Source organism: Streptomyces changanensis (assembly GCF_024600715.1).
Classification (GTDB): domain Bacteria; phylum Actinomycetota; class Actinomycetes; order Streptomycetales; family Streptomycetaceae; genus Streptomyces; species Streptomyces changanensis.
In genome coordinates this window covers 129593-145478 of the sequence record NZ_CP102332.1, presented here as the reverse complement: position 1 = coordinate 145478, position 15886 = coordinate 129593, and the positions used below count along the sequence as shown (strand labels likewise).

Genomic DNA, 15886 nt, shown 5'->3' with positions numbered 1-15886 from the left:
CGCGCGGTCCGGCCGAGCCCCGCCCGACGGTCCCGCCCCTCAGACCACGATCGCGTGCAGCGCCGCGGGCAGGGCCGCCGGACGGGGGGACGGGGGGTCTGCCGCCGCGGCGTGCGGCGCGTACTCACTCCACGCCCGCGCCAGTCTGCCCACCGCCTCCGACAGGACGTCCGGAGGCAGCAGGAAGTGCAGCCGCAGCCGGCGCGTGCTGCCGCCCAGCGCGTCCATCGTGACACCCGGCAGCACCGCCACCCCGTGCCGGAGCGCGACCTGCGCGAAGGCGACGCCGTCGCCGTGGGGGAGGCGCACCCAGAGCGTCTGGCCGCCCTCGGCCGGCGGACAGCTCCACGACGGGAGCAGCCGCGCCAGCTCGGCCCGCAGGTGGTCGTGGCCGGCGCGCAGCGCCCGCACGCGGGCCGCCACGATCGGCGCGAAGCCGCCCAGCATCTGCGCGGCCACCCGCTGCGCCGGCACGTCGGACCCGAGGTCGTGGATGGCCTTGAGCCGGGCCAGCCGGGCGATCAGCGGTGCCGGGCCGCGCACCCAGCCGATCCGCAGCCCGCCCCACACCACCTTGCTCAGCGAGCCGACCCCGATCACCTCTCCGTAGGAGGAGAGCGACGGCGGCGGCGTGCCCGGCGCGAACGCGAGGTCGGTCAGCACCTCGTCGTCCACCAGCGGCACCCCGAGCCCGTTCGCCGCCTCGACGAGCCGACGGCCGGCCAACGGCGGCAGCAGGGACCCGGTCGGGTTCTGGAACCGGGGCACCACGTACGCGAACGCGGGTCGATGACGCTCCATCACCGCGACCGCGCCCGCCACGTCGACCCCGTCCGGCCCCACCGCCACCGGGTGCAGGACGGCGGCCGCCTCCCGGAACAGGTCCAGCGCCCCCGGGTACGTCGGCGCCTCGACCAGCACCCCGTCCCCGGGCGCCACCAGCATCCGGACCAGCAGCGAAAGTCCCTGCTGGGCGCCCGTGGTGACCAGGACCTGTTCCGGCCCGGTCGGTACGCCCCGCGCCCGGTACCGCTCCGCGACCGCCTCCCGCAACACCGGCAGGCCCGCCGGGTGGTAGCCCAGGTCGCCCGGCGGGAGCGTCACCGTCCGGTACGCCTCCGCCAGTTCGGGCGGTGGGTCCAGCGGGGCCGCGCAGCTCATCAGGATCACGTCGTCGGGCGCCTCCAGCAGATGCAGGAACAGCGGGTTCGACGTCTCGCGCACACGGGGCCCGGGCGGGAGCGCGGCGGACGCGACACGCGTCCCACTGCCCTGCCTCCGTACGAGCCGCCCCTCCTGACGGAGCGTGTCGTACGCCGCCACGACCGTCGTCCGGCCCACCGCCAGGGCCCCGGCGAGCCGCCGGTCGGGCGGCAGCAGGGCACCCGGGACCAGCACTCCCTCATCGATCAACTGCCGGAAACGGGCGGCGAGGAGCAGGTACAGCGGGCCCCGCCCGGCCGACCAGCGGCCGAGCCGGGCGACGAGTTCGTCGAGGGGGAGGGGGATTGGCTTCATCGCCGGACCAATCTGCCGGGATTGGTCCTGTGACCGCAAGCGGATCGCCCGTTCACTGGGTCCCATGAACGACGACACGACCGCCCTCCGTCCCGAGACGCTCGCCGTCCACCCTCCCCGGGTGCCCATCACCGGCAGCACGCCCCTGGGTGTCCCGCTGCACCAGGGGCACATCTTCGCCTTCGACAGCGCCGACGCGATGGCCGACGCCTTCCACTCGCCCGACACCTTCGTCTACAGCCGCCTCGGCAACCCGACGGTCCGCGCCCTGGAGGACGCCGTCGCCCGCCTCGAAGGCGGAGTCGCGGCCCTCTCCTACGCCTCCGGCATGGGCGCCATCAACGGCCTCCTGCTCGGGCTCCTCGCCGCCGGGGACCACGTCGTCGCGCAGCGCTGCCTCTACGGCGGCACGTACGCGGTCCTCACCGACCTCGCCGAGCGCTGGGGCGTCGAGGTGACGTACGTCTCCGGGACCGACCCGGAGGAGGTCCGGCGGGCGCTGCGGCCGAAGACGCGGCTGCTGTACCTGGAGACCATCGCCAACCCCACCACCCGGGTCTCCGACCTGCCCGCCCTGATCGCCGTGGCCACCGAGGCGGGAATCCCCAGCGCCGTCGACAACACCTTCGCCTCGCCGCTGCTGTGCCGGCCGATCGAGTACGGCGCCGACGTCGTCATCCACTCCGCGACCAAGTACCTCGCCGGGCACGCGGATGTCCTCGGCGGGATCGCCGTCTTCGCGGACCCCGGGCTGTACGGCCGCATCCGCCACCACGCGGTCGACCAGGGCGCCGTCACCGACCCCTTCGCGGCCTGGCTGACCCTGCGCGGCCTGCAGACGATGCCGCTGCGGATCGAGCGGCAGAGCGCGAGCGCCGTCGACCTGGCCGGCCGGCTCGCCGCACACCCGGCGGTGGCGGCCGTACGCCACCCGGCACTCCCCGGGCACCCCGATCACGCCGTGGCGCGGCGGCTGCTGCCCCGGGGCGGGGGCGGGGTCGTCTCCTTCGACCTGGCGGGCGGACGCGCGGCGGGCCGCGCCTTCATCGAGGGGGTTCGCCTGGCCGCCCTGACCGCGTCGCTCGGCGACGTGAAGACCCTGGTCATGCACCCGGCCTCCACCTCGCACCGCCGGCTCGACGCGGCGGCCCTCGACGCGGCGGGCATCGGCCCGGGCACGGTACGGATGTCCGTCGGCATCGAGCACGTCGAGGACCTGTGGGCCGACCTGGAGCAGGCGCTGGCGAAGGCCTCGGCCCGAAACCCGGGCCCGTCGGCCTGAGAGACAGCTCGCCGGTCAGGTCGGCGAGCCGCCCCTCGGACCGGGCCGCGCACACCAGAGCGGCGCCTGCGCGGGGCGCCGCCTCCCGGATGGGTCAGGGGCGCGGGCGGGTGGCGGTGTCGAGGTAGAAGGCGTCGATGCTCTGGACGGCCCGCTCGAACTCCTCCAGGTTGACCGGCTTGGTCACGTAGGCGTTGGCGTGGCTGCTGTAGGCGTCGGTCACGTCGTCCGGGGCGGTGGACGTGGTGAGCACGACCACGGGGATCGTCTGCAGGTCCTCGTCCGTCTTCAGCACCTTCAGCAGCTCGCGGCCGTTCATCCGGGGCATGTTGAGGTCCAGGACGATGAGGTCGGGCCGCGCGGTGTCCGACGCGCGCAGGTGCTCCAGCGCGGCGACCCCGTCGGTGACCCGGACCAGGTTGCGGGCGCCGCGCTCGGAGAGGGCCTCCTCGATGAGCATGGCGTCGGCGACGTCGTCCTCGACCAGCAGGACGTCGAAGGGGCGGGCGGGGCTGGTCATCGTCGGAAGCTCCGTTGGTTTCTCGTGGGAGTGGTGGTAGATCCCCGGCCAGCGGCGCCGGGCGCCCTGGCGGGTCAGACCGCAGGCGGCACCGAGCTGCGGATAGCCGGCCCCCGCGCGCGCGGCGGCCACGGCCGCCTCCCGCTGGAGCCGCTCGGTGGCCTGCTGGAGGTGGTCCAGCACGTGGAGCATGGCCAGGGCCCGCGTCGGATCGTCCGGTGCCGGGTGCGAGGAGGCTTCCAGCAGCTGGTGGGCGAGGCGCTGCGCGAGTGCGCCGACCGCCGCCTCCGCGAGGCCGGCCGTCTCCTGCGGAGTGGTCCGCATGTGGAAGTTTTTGCCTGGCACACCTGGCACTCTAGGCCCCGGGACAGCCGTGCGACAACAAACGTTGTCGCCGATTAAGGTGGGCTGGCCGTACCCCACGCAGCGGCTGTCACAGCGAGGAGCCCAGAGGATGACCAGCGAAGAGAAGCAACCGCGTACGCGAGGGCTCTCCACATGGACGACCCGGCGGTGGCTTCGTGTGGGGGCGGCCGTGTCCCTGGTGGTCCTGGCGCTGCTCGGGACGGCGGGGGGGTGGGTCCTGTCACGGACGCAGGCGCTCAGCACGGACCTCGTCGACGTGCGGTCCCCCGCGCTGACCACCGCGATCCGCCTGGAATCGGCCATCCTCAACCAGGAGACCGGCATCCGCGGCTACGGACTCACCGGCACTCCGGAGTTCATAGCCCCGTACGAGCAGGGCCTCACCGAGCAGCGGGCGAGCGCCGCCGACCTGGCCGGGCTGCTGCGCGGCGACCGGGCCGCCCTCGCCGACCTCGAGGCCGTGCAGGACCGTGTGGCGAGGTGGCAGGAGATGATCGCCCGCCCGGTCGCCGCCACGCCGCCCGGCACGCCCTCGCCGCTCGCCGCCGCGCGCGCGGCGGACGGCAAGGCGGCCTTCGACGCCGTACGGGTCGCCCTGAGCGGTCAGCAGGAGCGCCTGCGCGCGGACCTCGACCGGGCGAGGGACGACCTGACGGCCACGATAGCCCTGCGCAACTGGGTGTTCAGCGCCATCGCGGTCCTGATCGTCGTCCTCACCGCCTTCGTCTTCGAAGGGCTGCGCCGCGGCATCAACCAGCCGCTGGAGCAGCTCGGCACGGACGCCCGCACCATCGCCGGGGGTGACTTCGACCACCCCATCACCCCGACCGGCCCGGCCGACCTGCGGCATCTCAGCGGTGAGATCGACTTCATGCGCAGGCGCCTGGTGCGTGAGCTGGCCTTCAGTGAGGAGGCGCGTCTGCGCCTCGACGCGCAGGCCGCGGACCTGCAGCGGTCCAACGCCGAACTGGAGCAGTTCGCGTACGTCGCCTCCCACGACCTGCAGGAGCCGCTGCGGAAGGTGTCCAGCTTCACCCAGCTCCTCCAGCGGCGCTACGGGGGGCAGCTGGACGCGCGGGCCGACCAGTACATCGACTTCGCGGTCGACGGCGCGAACCGCATGCAGACGCTCATCAACGACCTGCTCGACTTCTCCCGCGTCGGCCGCCTGCACAACGCCCACGAGGAGGTCGACCTGGACGAGGTCCTGGAGCGGACCCTGTCCTCGCTGAGCGTCGGCATCGAGGAGTCCGGGGCGCTGGTCACCCACGAACCGCTGCCGTCCCTGGTCGCCGACCCCACCCAGATGGGCATGCTCTGGCAGAACCTGATCGGCAACGCCGTCAAGTTCCGCCGCCCGGACCAGGCGCCGGAGATCCACGTCACAGCCGCCCGGGAAGGCGACCTGTGGCGCTTCACGGTCACGGACAACGGCATCGGCATCGCACCGGAGTACGCCGACAAGGTCTTCGTGATCTTCCAGCGGCTGCACACCAAGGACACCTACTCCGGCAGCGGTATCGGCCTCGCGATGTGCAAGAAGATCGTCGAGTTCCACGGCGGCACCATCGCGGTCGACACGACGTACCGGGACGGCGCGCGCATCACCTTCACCCTGGCACCCCGGCCGCCGGAGAACCCCGGCCCGTCCACCCTGCCGGAGGCCAGCCGCTCCGGCCCGGAGCAGGCATGATGACCCCAGCGATGACCGCCGGTCCCGACGCGGCCTCCGGCGGGACGACGTACCGCATCCTCCTCATCGAGGACGACGAGGGCGACGCCCTGCTCGTCGAGGAGCTCCTCCACGACACGGGGCTGCGGTTCGAACTGACCACGAGGGCCACGCTCGCCGAGGCCCGCAGCCGGCTGGCCGCCGGCGCGCCGATCGACTGCATCCTCCTCGACCTGCACCTGCCCGACGTGTCCGGCATCGACGCGGTCGCCGCCGTCCGCGCCATGGCCCCGCACACCGCGGTCATCGTGCTGACCGGGCTGTCCGAGGCCCAGGCCGGCACCGACGCCATGGCCGCGGGCGCCCAGGACTTCCTCGTCAAGGGGAAGGTCGAAGCGGACCTGCTGCACCGGACGGTGCGGTACGCCGTCTACCGCAGCAAGACGGAACGCGCGAGCGCCGAGGCCCAGGCCGCGCGGCTGCGGGCCGAGGAGAACGCCCGCCTGGAGCGCGGCCTGCTGCCCCAGCCGATCCTCGACACCTCCACGGTGCGGGTGACCTCCCGCTACCTGCCGGGCGCCGCCATGGCCCTGCTCGGCGGGGACTTCCTCGACGTGGTGGAGGGTGACGACGGGCTGCTCCACGCCGTCGTCGGCGACGTCAGCGGGCACGGCCCCGACGCCGCGGCACTCGGCGTCTGCCTGCGCATCGCCTGGCGCTCCCTCGTCCTCGGCGGACACCGCGGCGACGACCTGCTGCACCTGATGGAACGCATCCTGATCGCCGAGCGCGGCGGCCGGCACATGTTCGCCACCTGCACCCTCCTCACCCTCGACCAGGGCGCCGGCACCGCGACGCTCCACCTCGCCGGCCACCACGAACCCCTCCTCACCACCGACGAGGGGACCCAGGAGGTGGCCGCGGCGCACGGCATCGCCCTCGGCATCCTCCCCGGTCTGCGGAGCTGGCCGCCCACGGTGGTCGCCCTCCCGCCCACCGGGGCTCTGACCCTCTACACCGACGGCCTGACCGAAGGGCACAACGGGGCGTCGAGCGAACGGCTCGGCGTCGAAGGGCTGCTCACGCTGATCGAGGACCTGCCGCCGACGGATCCGGCCGTTCACGTCGACCTCCTCATCGAGCGGACCCACAAGCTCAACGCCGGACGTCACTCCGACGACCTCGCCGTGCTCCGGCTCGACTGGGGCGACCGCCCCGCCCGCCCGTAGCCGAGGGGGATCCGGGCGAGCGGGGCGCGCGGAGCCGGTGTGCGGCCGTCACCGCTCGTGCCCGGCGTGGTGGTGCCCTTCGCCTCGCGCCTCGTGCCTTTTGCCGATGGTTCCGAGGCCGACCCAGGTGACGAAGAGGGCGACGGCAGCCGCGTACCCGAGGGGCGAATCCGTGAACCCCAGCCCCATGAGCACCACCATCAGCACCATGAACCAGGGGCCCGACGAGGTGGCCCTGTCGATGCGCAGGATCAGGCACAGCCGGCACGACACCCGGGCGGGGGGCTGAATCACGAAACGTCCTCTTCCTACGGAAGCCCGGGCGCGGGCGGCGGGGCCGGGCGGTACTTGCGTACCCATCATCGGCCGACGCCGACGCCCGCTGCCCTCCGGGGGTCGTGACGACGGCTCACTCCCCCCTGGTCGCAGCGGCGTTGTCAGTGGTGGCGGCTAGCGTCCGGGGTGTTGGAAGGGCTGTTTCCCGACAGGAGTGGACGATGACGGAGAACCGTGTGGGGCCCGCGCTCAGGGTGGTGCTGACCGATGTCAACGAGCGTGTGGTCGAGGCGTGGCGGGCGGCCTTCGCCGACACTCCCGGCATCGAGATCCGCCGGGGCTCGATCCTCGCCGAGAACGTCGACGCGTGGGTCACGCCGACCAACTCCCGGGGTCGGATGGACGGCGGGGTCGACGCCGCCATCAAGCGGCACCTCGGAGCCGGCATCCAGCTGCGGGTGCAGCGGGCGATCCGCGACCGGTTCGCCGGGAGCCTCCCGGTGGGCAGCGCGGTCTGCGTCCCGTCGGGCGCGGCCGTCCCGCGGTACCTGATATCGACGCCGACCATGGTCCGGTCCTCCCAGAACGTGCGGGACACGCTGAACGTGGCGCTGGCGTGCGCCGCCGCCTTCCAGGCCGTCCACCGGCAGAACCGACTGGTGCCGGGCAGCGTCCGTTCGGTGGCGCTGGTCGGGATGGGCGCGCAGACCGGCCGGGTGCCGGCCCGGGTCTGCGCCGACTTGATGTGGACCGGCTACACGCTCTTCCACGACCACTGGTTCGAGGACGACGACGAGCTGCGCGCCACGATCACCGCCCAGCTCGACGGCATCGAGAACGCCCAGGTGGGGGAGCGGGTGCGCATCGTGCCGCCCAAAGGGCGTCCCTTTCGCCCCTGACCCCGTCCACCCCGCCGGCCCCCCGGCCGGTGGGCCCGCCGACCACGTCCACCCCCCAGGTACGACGACCGGGAGCCCCACCCCCATGAGTGACGCCACCACCCCGGCCCAGCCCGACGCCGACGACCCGCTGGGTCTCACCGACCTCTTCAAGGGCGGGGGTGAGCCCTGGCTCCCGCTGCTCAAGCCCGTCATCGAGGCGCAGCCGGACGCGGCCGGGTTCATCGGCCAGGGCCGGAGCCCGGAGGTCGTCCCCGTCCGGGAACTGACCTTCCAGGCCCTCAAGCCGCACCCTCCGCACAAGTGGAAGGTGGTCGTCTTCGGGCAGAACCCGTATCCGCGGCCGGAGAGCGCCACCGGCATAGCGATGTTCGACAACACCTTCAACGACTGGAAGGACAGCCAGTTCGGCAGGGTCGTCAGCATCCGCTGCCTCATCAAGGCGGCCGCCATGTGGAAGTACGGCATCGCCCGGAAGACCCCCATCGCGGACGTGCGGGCCCTGCTGAAGGAGCGGGAGACGGTCCAGCCGCCGGAGTGGTTCCAGGCGATGCTCACGCAGGGCGTGCTCCTGCTGAACGCGTCGCTCACCGCCAGTGGCGACGGCGCGATGGGAGCCGACCGGCACACCGCGTTCTGGCGGCCCGTCGCCGAACGGATCGTCGAGGAGATCCTCAAGGCCAAGCAGGACGCCGACGAGGAGGACCGCGGCGTCGTCTTCGCCTGGTGGGGGGCGCACGCGCGCAGCCTGAAGAGGATCGTCCTGCGGCTGCAGAAGAAGTACCCGGACGTCGAGGTCCGGCACATCGACCACGCCAACCCCGCGGCCCAGGGCGACCTCTTCTGCGAGGGCGACCACTTCGCCACGGTCAACGCGGCCCTCGCGTCGCTGGGCGCCGAGGAGATCGACTGGCTGCCGAGCAAGGGGTGGGACGAGGCGGCGGTCGACGCGGGCGGTACGGACGGCGACGTCGCGGCCCGCATGGGTGCCTTCATCGCCTCGACGATGGAGCTGCACCAGCTGTATCTGGAGCGGCTCACCAGCGTCAAGGACGAGGGACTCGTCCTCCCGGCGATCACCGGGGTGTTCGACACCCCGCTGATGGACTTCCGGGACGCCGTCGCCCCGGTCGCCGGCGTGCTGCCCGGGCTGGGCCGGCACATCGACCGGTCCGGGGAGTTCGGCAGGCGGCGCGCGGACGAGACGGCCGGCGGCCTGTCCGCGCACGCGATCGCCGCGCTCCACCTGTACACCTGCGAGTCGGCCTTCTACCGGGAGATCAACGCCGTCCTGCGCTCCCCGGACCGGACCAAGGTCGTGCCGTACCTGCCGTACCTGCGGCTGCTGTTCTCCGCGGTCTCGGGGCTGCCCGCCCACACCCGGCCCCTGTGGCGCGGCGTGTCGCTGGACCTGCGGGCGCAGTACCCGGTCGGGCGGACGGTGACCTGGTGGGGCGTCTCCTCGTGCACCTCCGAGCTCGGCGTGGCCCGATCCTTCCTGGGCAACCGCGGCAAGCGGACGCTCTTCGAGGTCACACCCGCGCACGCGGTCGGTATCCGGAGCTTCTCCGCCTTCACCGGGGAGGAGGAGTACATCCTCGCGCCGGGCACCCAGCTGCGGGTGACGGACGTGACGGCGGAGCGCGGCGGCCTGTGCACGGTCAGGCTGGCTGAAGTGGACGCCGCCCCCCTCGTCTCCTGACGGCCCGCGCACGACCGGGACGGGGGCTTGCCTCTTCCTTGGACCTTCTGTCCAGACTTGGATAGCCTGTCCAAGTCGTCGGCGCCCGGTCGACGCGGAAGGAGGGCAGCCGTGCCGCAGCAGGACTCCCCGGGGACCAGTCCGCACCTCGTCGACGTACGCTCCGGCCGTACCTACGCGCTGGACCCGCTGCGGTGGCGCGGCGACGACGGCGCGCCGCTGACAGTGTCGCCACTGCCCGGCCTCACCCCCTCCGGCGTCGACACCGGCACCCGCTCGCTCTGGCGGTACCGGGCCGCGCTGCCCGACGTCTGCGGGGAGCGGCCTGTCAGCCTCGGCGAGGGCCGCACCCCGCTCGTCGAGGGGACGTGGGACGGCGAGCGGGTCCTGTTCAAGCTGGAGTGGTTCAGCCCCACCGGCAGCTTCAAGGACCGGGGCAGCAGCGTCATGGTCTCCGCGCTGGCCGCGAGCGGGGTGCGGGAGGTCGTCGAGGACAGCTCGGGCAACGGCGGGTCGTCCGTCGCCGCCTACGGTGCCGCCGCCGGGATCGGCGTCACCATCCTCGTCCCCGAGGGCACGTCACCGGCGAAGGTCCTGCAGACCCGGGCGTACGGCGCCGCCGTCGACACGGTGCCGGGCGGTCGCGACGAGACCGCAGCCGAGGCCCTGCGCCGGTCGGCCGACACCTGCTACGCCGGGCACAACTGGCACCCGTTTTTCCTGCAGGGCACCAAGACCCTCGCCTACGAACTCTGGGAGGACCTCGGCTTCCGGGCCCCCGACGCCGTGGTCACGGTCGCGGGGGCCGGCAGCATCGTCCTCGGCTGCGACCTCGGCTTCTCCGAGTTGCTCGCCACCGGGCAGATCCCCCGGCTGCCCCGGCTGCTCGTGGCGCAGCCCGCCGCCTGCGCCCCGCTGCACGCGGCGTTCCAGGGTCTGCCGGCGCCCGCCTTCGGGCCGACGGTCGCCGAGGGCACGGCGATCCGGGAGCCGGTGCGGCAGCCGGAGGTGGTCGACGCGATCCGCCGCTCGGGCGGGGACACCGTCGCGCTGTCCGAGGAGGCCATCATGGCCGCCGCCCGGCGCCTGGCGGCGTCGGGTCTGTACGCGGAGCCCACCAGCGCGACCGCCGCGGCGGCGGTGACGCTGTTCCGCGAGCGGGGGGCGATCCGGGACGGCGAGACGACGGTGGTCGTGCTGACCGGCTCGGGGCTCAAGGCCCCCGCCGCGACGGACCGCCTGCTGTCGGCGGCCGGCACGGGGAAGGGAACCGGCGGCAGTACCGGAACCGGCGACGGCAGCGGAGCCGGGGCCCCGGCCGGGGACGGTGCCGCATGACGGCCGGGCCGGGCGACTCCGGGCCCGCGCCGGAGCGCGCCACCTCCCACCCCGCCCCGCCGATGAGCGAGGACGACCTGCTGCTGCGCGAGGCCGAGAAGATCGTCACCGCGCTGGGCGCCATGTTCCCCGGACTGTGCGAGGTGGTGCTGCACGACCTGCGCGACCCGCGGCACGCCGTGCGCGCCATCGAGAACAACCTCTCCGGCCGGCAGGTCGGCGCCGGGGCCACCGAGCTCGGTCTCGCCCGCATCGAGGACCCGGACTACCCGGGCATCCTGCAGAACTACCCCAACAGCTTCCCCGACGGCCGACCCGCCAAGAGCACGTCGATCGGGCTCAAGAACAGCCGGGGCGAGTACGTGGCGGCCATCTGCCTCAACCTCGACGTGTCCCTCCTCGGCACCGCGGCCCGGACCCTGGCCAACCTGGTGCGCACCGACCCGTCGGACGAGCCGGTGGAGGAGACACTGCGGGCACAGACGGTGGACGAACTTCGCGCGGTGGTCGAGGAGTTCGCCGCCGCGCGGGGGAGTACGCCGCGCGGACTGGACACGGCCGCCCGGCGCGAGCTCGTCCGCGCGCTCAAGGACCGCGGGTACCTGAGGGTGAAGCACTCCGTCCAGGCCCTTGCTGATCTCCTCGGCATCTCCCGCGCCACCGTGTACAACTACCTGCGCTGACCGCCGCCCGGCGACCCCCCGCCGTGTTTGTGGCCCTTCTCCTCCTTCGGCGGCTTGACCTTGGCCGGCTTCGCGTCCGTCTCGTCACGCCCAGGACCCCCCGCCGCGTTGCCCCGGGCATTGCCCTGCCCGTCCCGGTAGGTGGCCGGAGCCCCTTCGGCGTCGGCGTCGGTGCCGGTCTCGGGACGCTCGTCGGCCGTCGGGCCGGTCCGGCCGGCCGCCGTGTCGGAGGTGTCGGTGGGGGAGCTCGTGAGCGGGCCCGGGTCGGAAGCCGGTACGGCGGGGGAGGGGGGCGACGGGTCGGGGTGGTCCACCGAGGCCGACGGCGGGTCCGTCACGGCCACTCGGGGTGGGGGCACCGCGCCCTCGCCCTCGACGGGACGTCCGTCGATCGATCCGGTCAGGGTGACGCCGAACACGGCCAGTGCCGCACCCGCCGTCAGCAGGGCCCGGCCGGTACGGAACGACGGAGCGGGCGCCGGGACAGCCGGCTCCGGGGCGGCCCGGCCGTCGCCCGGTGCCGCCGCGTCCACCGCACCGGCGCCACCGGTGCGCGCGTCGGTGTCCTGCGAGTGCAGCGTGTCGTCCGCGGGATCGTGGTCGTCGCCCGGCGGGCGGGCGCCCGGGAGGGGCAGCGCCGGGCGCGCGTCCGGCACCGCGGCCAGCGCCCTGGAGCAGGCGTCGGCGTCCGGCCGGCTGTTCTCGTCCGGATCCGTCATGGCCTCCAGCAGCGCGACGAGGTCACGCGGGAGGTCCGCGGGGATGACGGGGGGCCGGTGCAGCCGCGCGATCGCGGCTTCCATCGGAGCGCCCGCGTACTCCAGTTCGCCCTTCAGGGACTCCAGGAGGACCAGACCGAGGCTGTACACGTCCGCGGCCGGCCCGGCTCCCTGGCCCAGCACCTGCTCGGGCGCCATGTACGCGGCCGTGCCCACGAGTGTGCCGGTGCTGGTGTGGGCGGTGGTGTCGAGCAGCCGGGAGATGCCGAAGTCGGTGAGGTGCGGGGCGCCCGCCCCGTCCAGGAGTATGTTCGACGGCTTGACGTCGCGGTGCACGACACCGGCCGCGTGGACGTGGGCCAGGACCGAGGCCAGTGCGGCACCGGTCCGGCCGGCCTCGCCGGGCGTCAGGGGGGCCGTGGCGATGCGCCGGCGCAACGTCGTCCCCTTGATGAGCTGCATCACCAGGTACGGCTGCCCGTCCTCCTGGCCGGAGTCGTACACGGTGACCAGCCCGGGGTGCTCCAGCCGGGCCAGCAAGCGGCCCTCGTGGTCGAAGCGCTCCTCCGTCTGGACCGCGCTCTCCGGTCGGAAGACCTTCACCGCGATCGGCCGTCGCAGGCGCAGGTCCAGCCCCTCGTACACGTCAGCCGCACCGCCGCGCCCGAGCAGGTCGTCGAGCCGGTAGCGGCCGGCGACCACATGGGCCGTGAGCCGGAGATCCGGTCGGATGGACCACGGGCGGACCTTCATCTGTGCTCCCTGCGTGCGTTCCGCTGACACCTTCCCGTCCGCCCGCCCACGTACGTCCGTGCCGGGCCGTCGCCCGACCGCATGACTGCCGGACCGCGCCCGGCGCCGGACGGCAGGCCGCAGCCCGACCGTGTGCGAGCACGGACTACGCGTGCCCCCTCAGCGCCCGGCCATCCGTGCCGGGAGCGGAAAGTCCGGATCGGGGCCCGCGCGGAGGAGGCCCCGGTCCGGGGCATGACGGAAGGACGGAGGGGCGGTACCGGACGTACGACGGTCCGACGCCGGTCGAGGCGGGCGGCGCGGTTCAGGTGCCGGACACGGTACAGGCCGGGGCGGCCCTCCTGCCCCGGAGTCCCGTGAGGCGGTCGAGGTCGTCGCGCACCGACCGCCGCTCGTCCGGGGTCAGGGCGACCGCCTCGGCCCGGGCGAGCGCGCAGGACGCGGTCTCGTCGTCCCCGAGGCGTTCGGCGACGTCCGCGCGCCAGGAAGAGGAGCCGCAGGAGCCGCACGGGGGTGGGCCGCTCGTCCCGGAGGCGCAGCACCCGGTCGATGATCCTGGCGGCGCCCTCGGTTCGTCCCGGGAGTCCAAATGTGAAGAGTGTGCATGGGGGTTTGTGGTGTCGCCGCGGTCCGCAGAAGTGCCCCGGACGCGGTGGGGACGCGTGGACAACCCCGTCGTAGGCTTCGCCCAGCACGGAAACGGCGGCGGGGGGCGGGCACATGACGGCTGGTACGACACCGGGGTGGACTTCGGTCCTCGACGCGGTCGTGGTGTACGCGCAAGGCGCGGTCTGCCGGCGCCTGGCGCGCGGCGGCGTGCCGCAGGACGGCCGGGTGCGGGTGACGGGACTGCCGCGCACGCTGGACCCTGGTTCGCTGCGGGCCCGTGTCGTGGGCGCCTCCGGCGTGCGCGTCACCGAGGCCCGGGTGGCGGTCGAGGCGGAACCGTCCGACACCGAGACCGGCACTGGCATCGGTACCGACACCGGTTCAGAGGCCGGAACACCCGACGCCCTGCGGCGGGAGGTGGAGCGGCTGCGGGACGAGTGCGCGGCCACGCGGGGGCGCCGCGACCGGCAGCTGGGCCTGATCGGGGAGGTCGCCGCGCTGCGCCCGGTACCGCCGGTCCGCAGGCGTGACGACCCGCACCGGCGGACACCGGTCGACGCCTGGCTGGAGCTCGCCGACTTCGTCGACGAACGGCTGGCGGGGCTGCACGCCCGCCTCGCCGAACTGGAAGAGGACGTGCGCCGCGTCGAGCACGAGCTCGACATCGCCGCGGACCGACTCGGGCGCGCCTCCACCGACGCGCCGGCAGCGCACGTGGACACCACCGTCTCGGTGCTGCTGACCCTCACCCGCCCCACCGGCGCCGCCCCCGGCACCGACACCACCACGGCCGAGGTCGAGGTGGAGGTGGAGTACGGGGTGCCCGGCGCCGTCTGGGTGCCGACCTACCGCCTCGCCCACCGCCGGGGCGACACCGGTGGCCTCCTGCTGCTGCGGGCCGCGGTCGCCCAGCGCACGGGCGAGGACTGGACCGGCGTACGCGTGGCCCTGGCCACCGCCGACCTGCGGCGCGCCACCGACCTGCCGCGGCTCCGCTCGCTGCGTATCGGACGCCGTCAGCCCGCCCCCGCGCCCTCCGGTTGGCGCGTGCCGCCGGCGGGTCTCGGTGAACTGTTCGCCGGGTACGACGCCACGGGCCCGCGCCCCGCCACGACCGCCACCACCACGGCGGCAGGCGCGGCCACGGTGGCGTCGGCCGGAGCGGTCACGGCCACGGCGGGCGCGGCCGCCGGAGCGGGTCCCGCTCCCGCTCCCCGCGCCTCCGCGGCCGGTCCCGTACCCCCGCCGCCTCCGGCGCCGCTCGGCTACGGGGCGCCGCCCGCCGCGTTCGCGGTGCCCGGCGGCGCCCCGCCGCAACCCTTCGCCGGCGCCGCCTCCGCCCCCGCGGCACCGGTCCGGTCGCGACCGGACGGCAGGCCGCGCACGGGAGGCAGGGCGGCCCCTCCCGCGGGACCCTCCGCTCCCGCGGGGTCGGCCGCTCCCGGGCGGGCCGCGGCTCCACCCTCTCCGGCACCGGCGGGGCCGCCGCAGCCGAGCGGCGCCGAACTCGACTACGCCGCCCTCGTCCTGTGCGGCCCCGACGACCGGCGCAACCGTCGCGGCCGGCTGTTCCCCGACCCCACCCCCGACCCGGTGGCCGCCGAGTATCGCCGCCACGCCGAAGCGGTCGCCGCGTTGCCGCTCCCCGGGAACGCCGTGCGGCCCCGCGAGTCGGCGGGCTCCTTCGACCACCGCTACGACTGCACCGCCCGCGCCGACATCCCCTCGGACGGAACCTGGCACACCGTCACCGTCGGCGAGATCACGGTCGGCCTGCGCACCGAGTACCTGTGCGTGCCGTCCGTGGAGCCGACCGTGTACGCGACGCTGGTCCTCTCCAACGCCACCGACCAGGCCCTGCTGGCCGGCCCGGTCGACGTCACCGTCGACGACGAGTTCCTGCTCACCGCGGCCCTGCCCACGCTCGCCCCCGGCGGTGTCCGGCTTCTGGGGCTCGGCCCGGCCGAGGGCGTCCGGGTCACCCGCGGCGCCCACCTTCGCGAGTCGACCGCCGGCCTGCGCGGCACCACCACCGTGCTCGACCACCGAGTCCACGTCGAACTGGCCAACAGCCTGACGGGGCCCGTGACCGTCGAGGTCCGCGAACGGGTCCCCGTCACCTCCGAACCGGACGTCCGGATCGAGGAACGCGCCGATTGGAGCGTCCCCGACGACGGCACCGGGCCCGACCGCCACGCCCCGGGCACCCGCGTCTGGCGGGTGGACCTGCCCGCGGGCGGCACCGCCGCCCTCGAAGGCGGCTACGAGATCCGCATCCCGGCCGGCAAGGCCCTGGTCGGCGGCAACCGCAGGAGCTGAC

12 protein-coding genes are annotated in these 15886 nt (G+C 74.5%); 8 read left to right on the top strand and 4 right to left on the bottom strand.

The window, feature by feature from the left end; translation table 11 throughout:
- Positions 1 to 39: 39 nt before the first annotated feature.
- On the bottom strand, positions 40 to 1518 hold the full coding sequence (locus NRO40_RS00595) for an aminotransferase-like domain-containing protein (protein WP_058940026.1): 1479 nt from the start codon (positions 1516 to 1518) through the stop codon (positions 40 to 42).
- Between the two features lie 64 nt (positions 1519 to 1582).
- Here NRO40_RS00595 and NRO40_RS00590 point away from each other — a divergent pair, with 64 nt between their 5' ends.
- The gene (locus tag NRO40_RS00590) at positions 1583 to 2800 is read left to right on the top strand and encodes a trans-sulfuration enzyme family protein (RefSeq protein ID WP_058940027.1); all 1218 of its coding nucleotides are present in this window, start codon (positions 1583 to 1585) and stop codon (positions 2798 to 2800) included.
- Between the two features lie 94 nt (positions 2801 to 2894).
- Here the strand turns inward: NRO40_RS00590 and NRO40_RS00585 are convergent, their stop codons facing one another.
- On the bottom strand, positions 2895 to 3665 hold the full coding sequence (locus NRO40_RS00585) for a response regulator (RefSeq protein ID WP_232790909.1): 771 nt from the start codon (positions 3663 to 3665) through the stop codon (positions 2895 to 2897).
- 109 nt (positions 3666 to 3774) lie between these two features.
- Here NRO40_RS00585 and NRO40_RS00580 point away from each other — a divergent pair, with 109 nt between their 5' ends.
- Positions 3775 to 5379, top strand: a complete 1605-nt coding sequence (locus NRO40_RS00580; RefSeq protein ID WP_058940028.1) for a sensor histidine kinase — start codon at positions 3775 to 3777, stop codon at positions 5377 to 5379.
- An 11-nt stretch (positions 5380 to 5390) separates the two neighbouring features.
- Positions 5391 to 6587, top strand: a complete 1197-nt coding sequence (locus tag NRO40_RS00575; protein ID WP_058940029.1) for a PP2C family protein-serine/threonine phosphatase — start codon at positions 5391 to 5393, stop codon at positions 6585 to 6587.
- A 48-nt stretch (positions 6588 to 6635) separates the two neighbouring features.
- Here the strand turns inward: NRO40_RS00575 and NRO40_RS00570 are convergent, their stop codons facing one another.
- Positions 6636 to 6881 (bottom strand): hypothetical protein, encoded by a 246-nt coding sequence (locus NRO40_RS00570; protein ID WP_058940030.1) that lies wholly within the window; start codon positions 6879 to 6881, stop codon positions 6636 to 6638.
- Positions 6882 to 7084: 203 nt separating this feature from the next.
- Here NRO40_RS00570 and NRO40_RS00565 point away from each other — a divergent pair, with 203 nt between their 5' ends.
- From NRO40_RS00565 to NRO40_RS00550, 4 genes are all read left to right on the top strand, one after another.
- The gene (locus tag NRO40_RS00565; protein ID WP_058940031.1) at positions 7085 to 7762 is read left to right on the top strand and encodes a macro domain-containing protein; all 678 of its coding nucleotides are present in this window, start codon (positions 7085 to 7087) and stop codon (positions 7760 to 7762) included.
- Positions 7763 to 7847: 85 nt separating this feature from the next.
- Positions 7848 to 9464, top strand: coding sequence for an ADP-ribosyltransferase domain-containing protein (locus NRO40_RS00560; RefSeq protein WP_058940032.1), 1617 nt, complete (start codon positions 7848 to 7850; stop codon positions 9462 to 9464).
- A gap of 111 nt (positions 9465 to 9575) precedes the next feature.
- Positions 9576 to 10802: a threonine synthase gene (locus NRO40_RS00555; protein WP_079046730.1), complete on the top strand. Its 1227-nt coding sequence runs from the start codon at positions 9576 to 9578 to the stop codon at positions 10800 to 10802.
- A 62-nt stretch (positions 10803 to 10864) separates the two neighbouring features.
- On the top strand, positions 10865 to 11485 hold the full coding sequence (locus tag NRO40_RS00550) for a helix-turn-helix transcriptional regulator (RefSeq protein WP_058940126.1): 621 nt from the start codon (positions 10865 to 10867) through the stop codon (positions 11483 to 11485).
- Here the strand turns inward: NRO40_RS00550 and NRO40_RS00545 are convergent.
- On the bottom strand, positions 11473 to 12957 hold the full coding sequence (locus NRO40_RS00545; RefSeq protein ID WP_079046731.1) for a serine/threonine-protein kinase: 1485 nt from the start codon (positions 12955 to 12957) through the stop codon (positions 11473 to 11475). The genes NRO40_RS00550 and NRO40_RS00545 overlap by 13 nt on opposite strands.
- A gap of 720 nt (positions 12958 to 13677) precedes the next feature.
- Between NRO40_RS00545 and NRO40_RS00535 the strand changes: the two genes are divergently transcribed.
- On the top strand, positions 13678 to 15885 hold the full coding sequence (locus tag NRO40_RS00535; protein WP_058940033.1) for a DUF4139 domain-containing protein: 2208 nt from the start codon (positions 13678 to 13680) through the stop codon (positions 15883 to 15885).
- Position 15886: the final 1 nt, after the last annotated feature.

Coding starts and splice junctions, on each gene's coding strand:
- NRO40_RS00595 (WP_058940026.1), bottom strand. CDS start 1,518: ATGAAGCCAATCCCCCTCCCCCTCGACGAACTCGTCGCCCGGCTCGGC.
- NRO40_RS00575 (WP_058940029.1), top strand. CDS start 5,391: ATGACCGCCGGTCCCGACGCGGCCTCCGGCGGGACGACGTACCGCATC.
- NRO40_RS00560 (WP_058940032.1), top strand. CDS start 7,848: ATGAGTGACGCCACCACCCCGGCCCAGCCCGACGCCGACGACCCGCTG.
- NRO40_RS00535 (WP_058940033.1), top strand. CDS start 13,678: ATGACGGCTGGTACGACACCGGGGTGGACTTCGGTCCTCGACGCGGTC.
- NRO40_RS00550 (WP_058940126.1), top strand. CDS start 10,865: ATGAGCGAGGACGACCTGCTGCTGCGCGAGGCCGAGAAGATCGTCACC.
- NRO40_RS00565 (WP_058940031.1), top strand. CDS start 7,085: ATGACGGAGAACCGTGTGGGGCCCGCGCTCAGGGTGGTGCTGACCGAT.
- NRO40_RS00590 (WP_058940027.1), top strand. CDS start 1,583: ATGAACGACGACACGACCGCCCTCCGTCCCGAGACGCTCGCCGTCCAC.
- NRO40_RS00580 (WP_058940028.1), top strand. CDS start 3,775: ATGACCAGCGAAGAGAAGCAACCGCGTACGCGAGGGCTCTCCACATGG.
- NRO40_RS00545 (WP_079046731.1), bottom strand. CDS start 12,957: ATGAAGGTCCGCCCGTGGTCCATCCGACCGGATCTCCGGCTCACGGCC.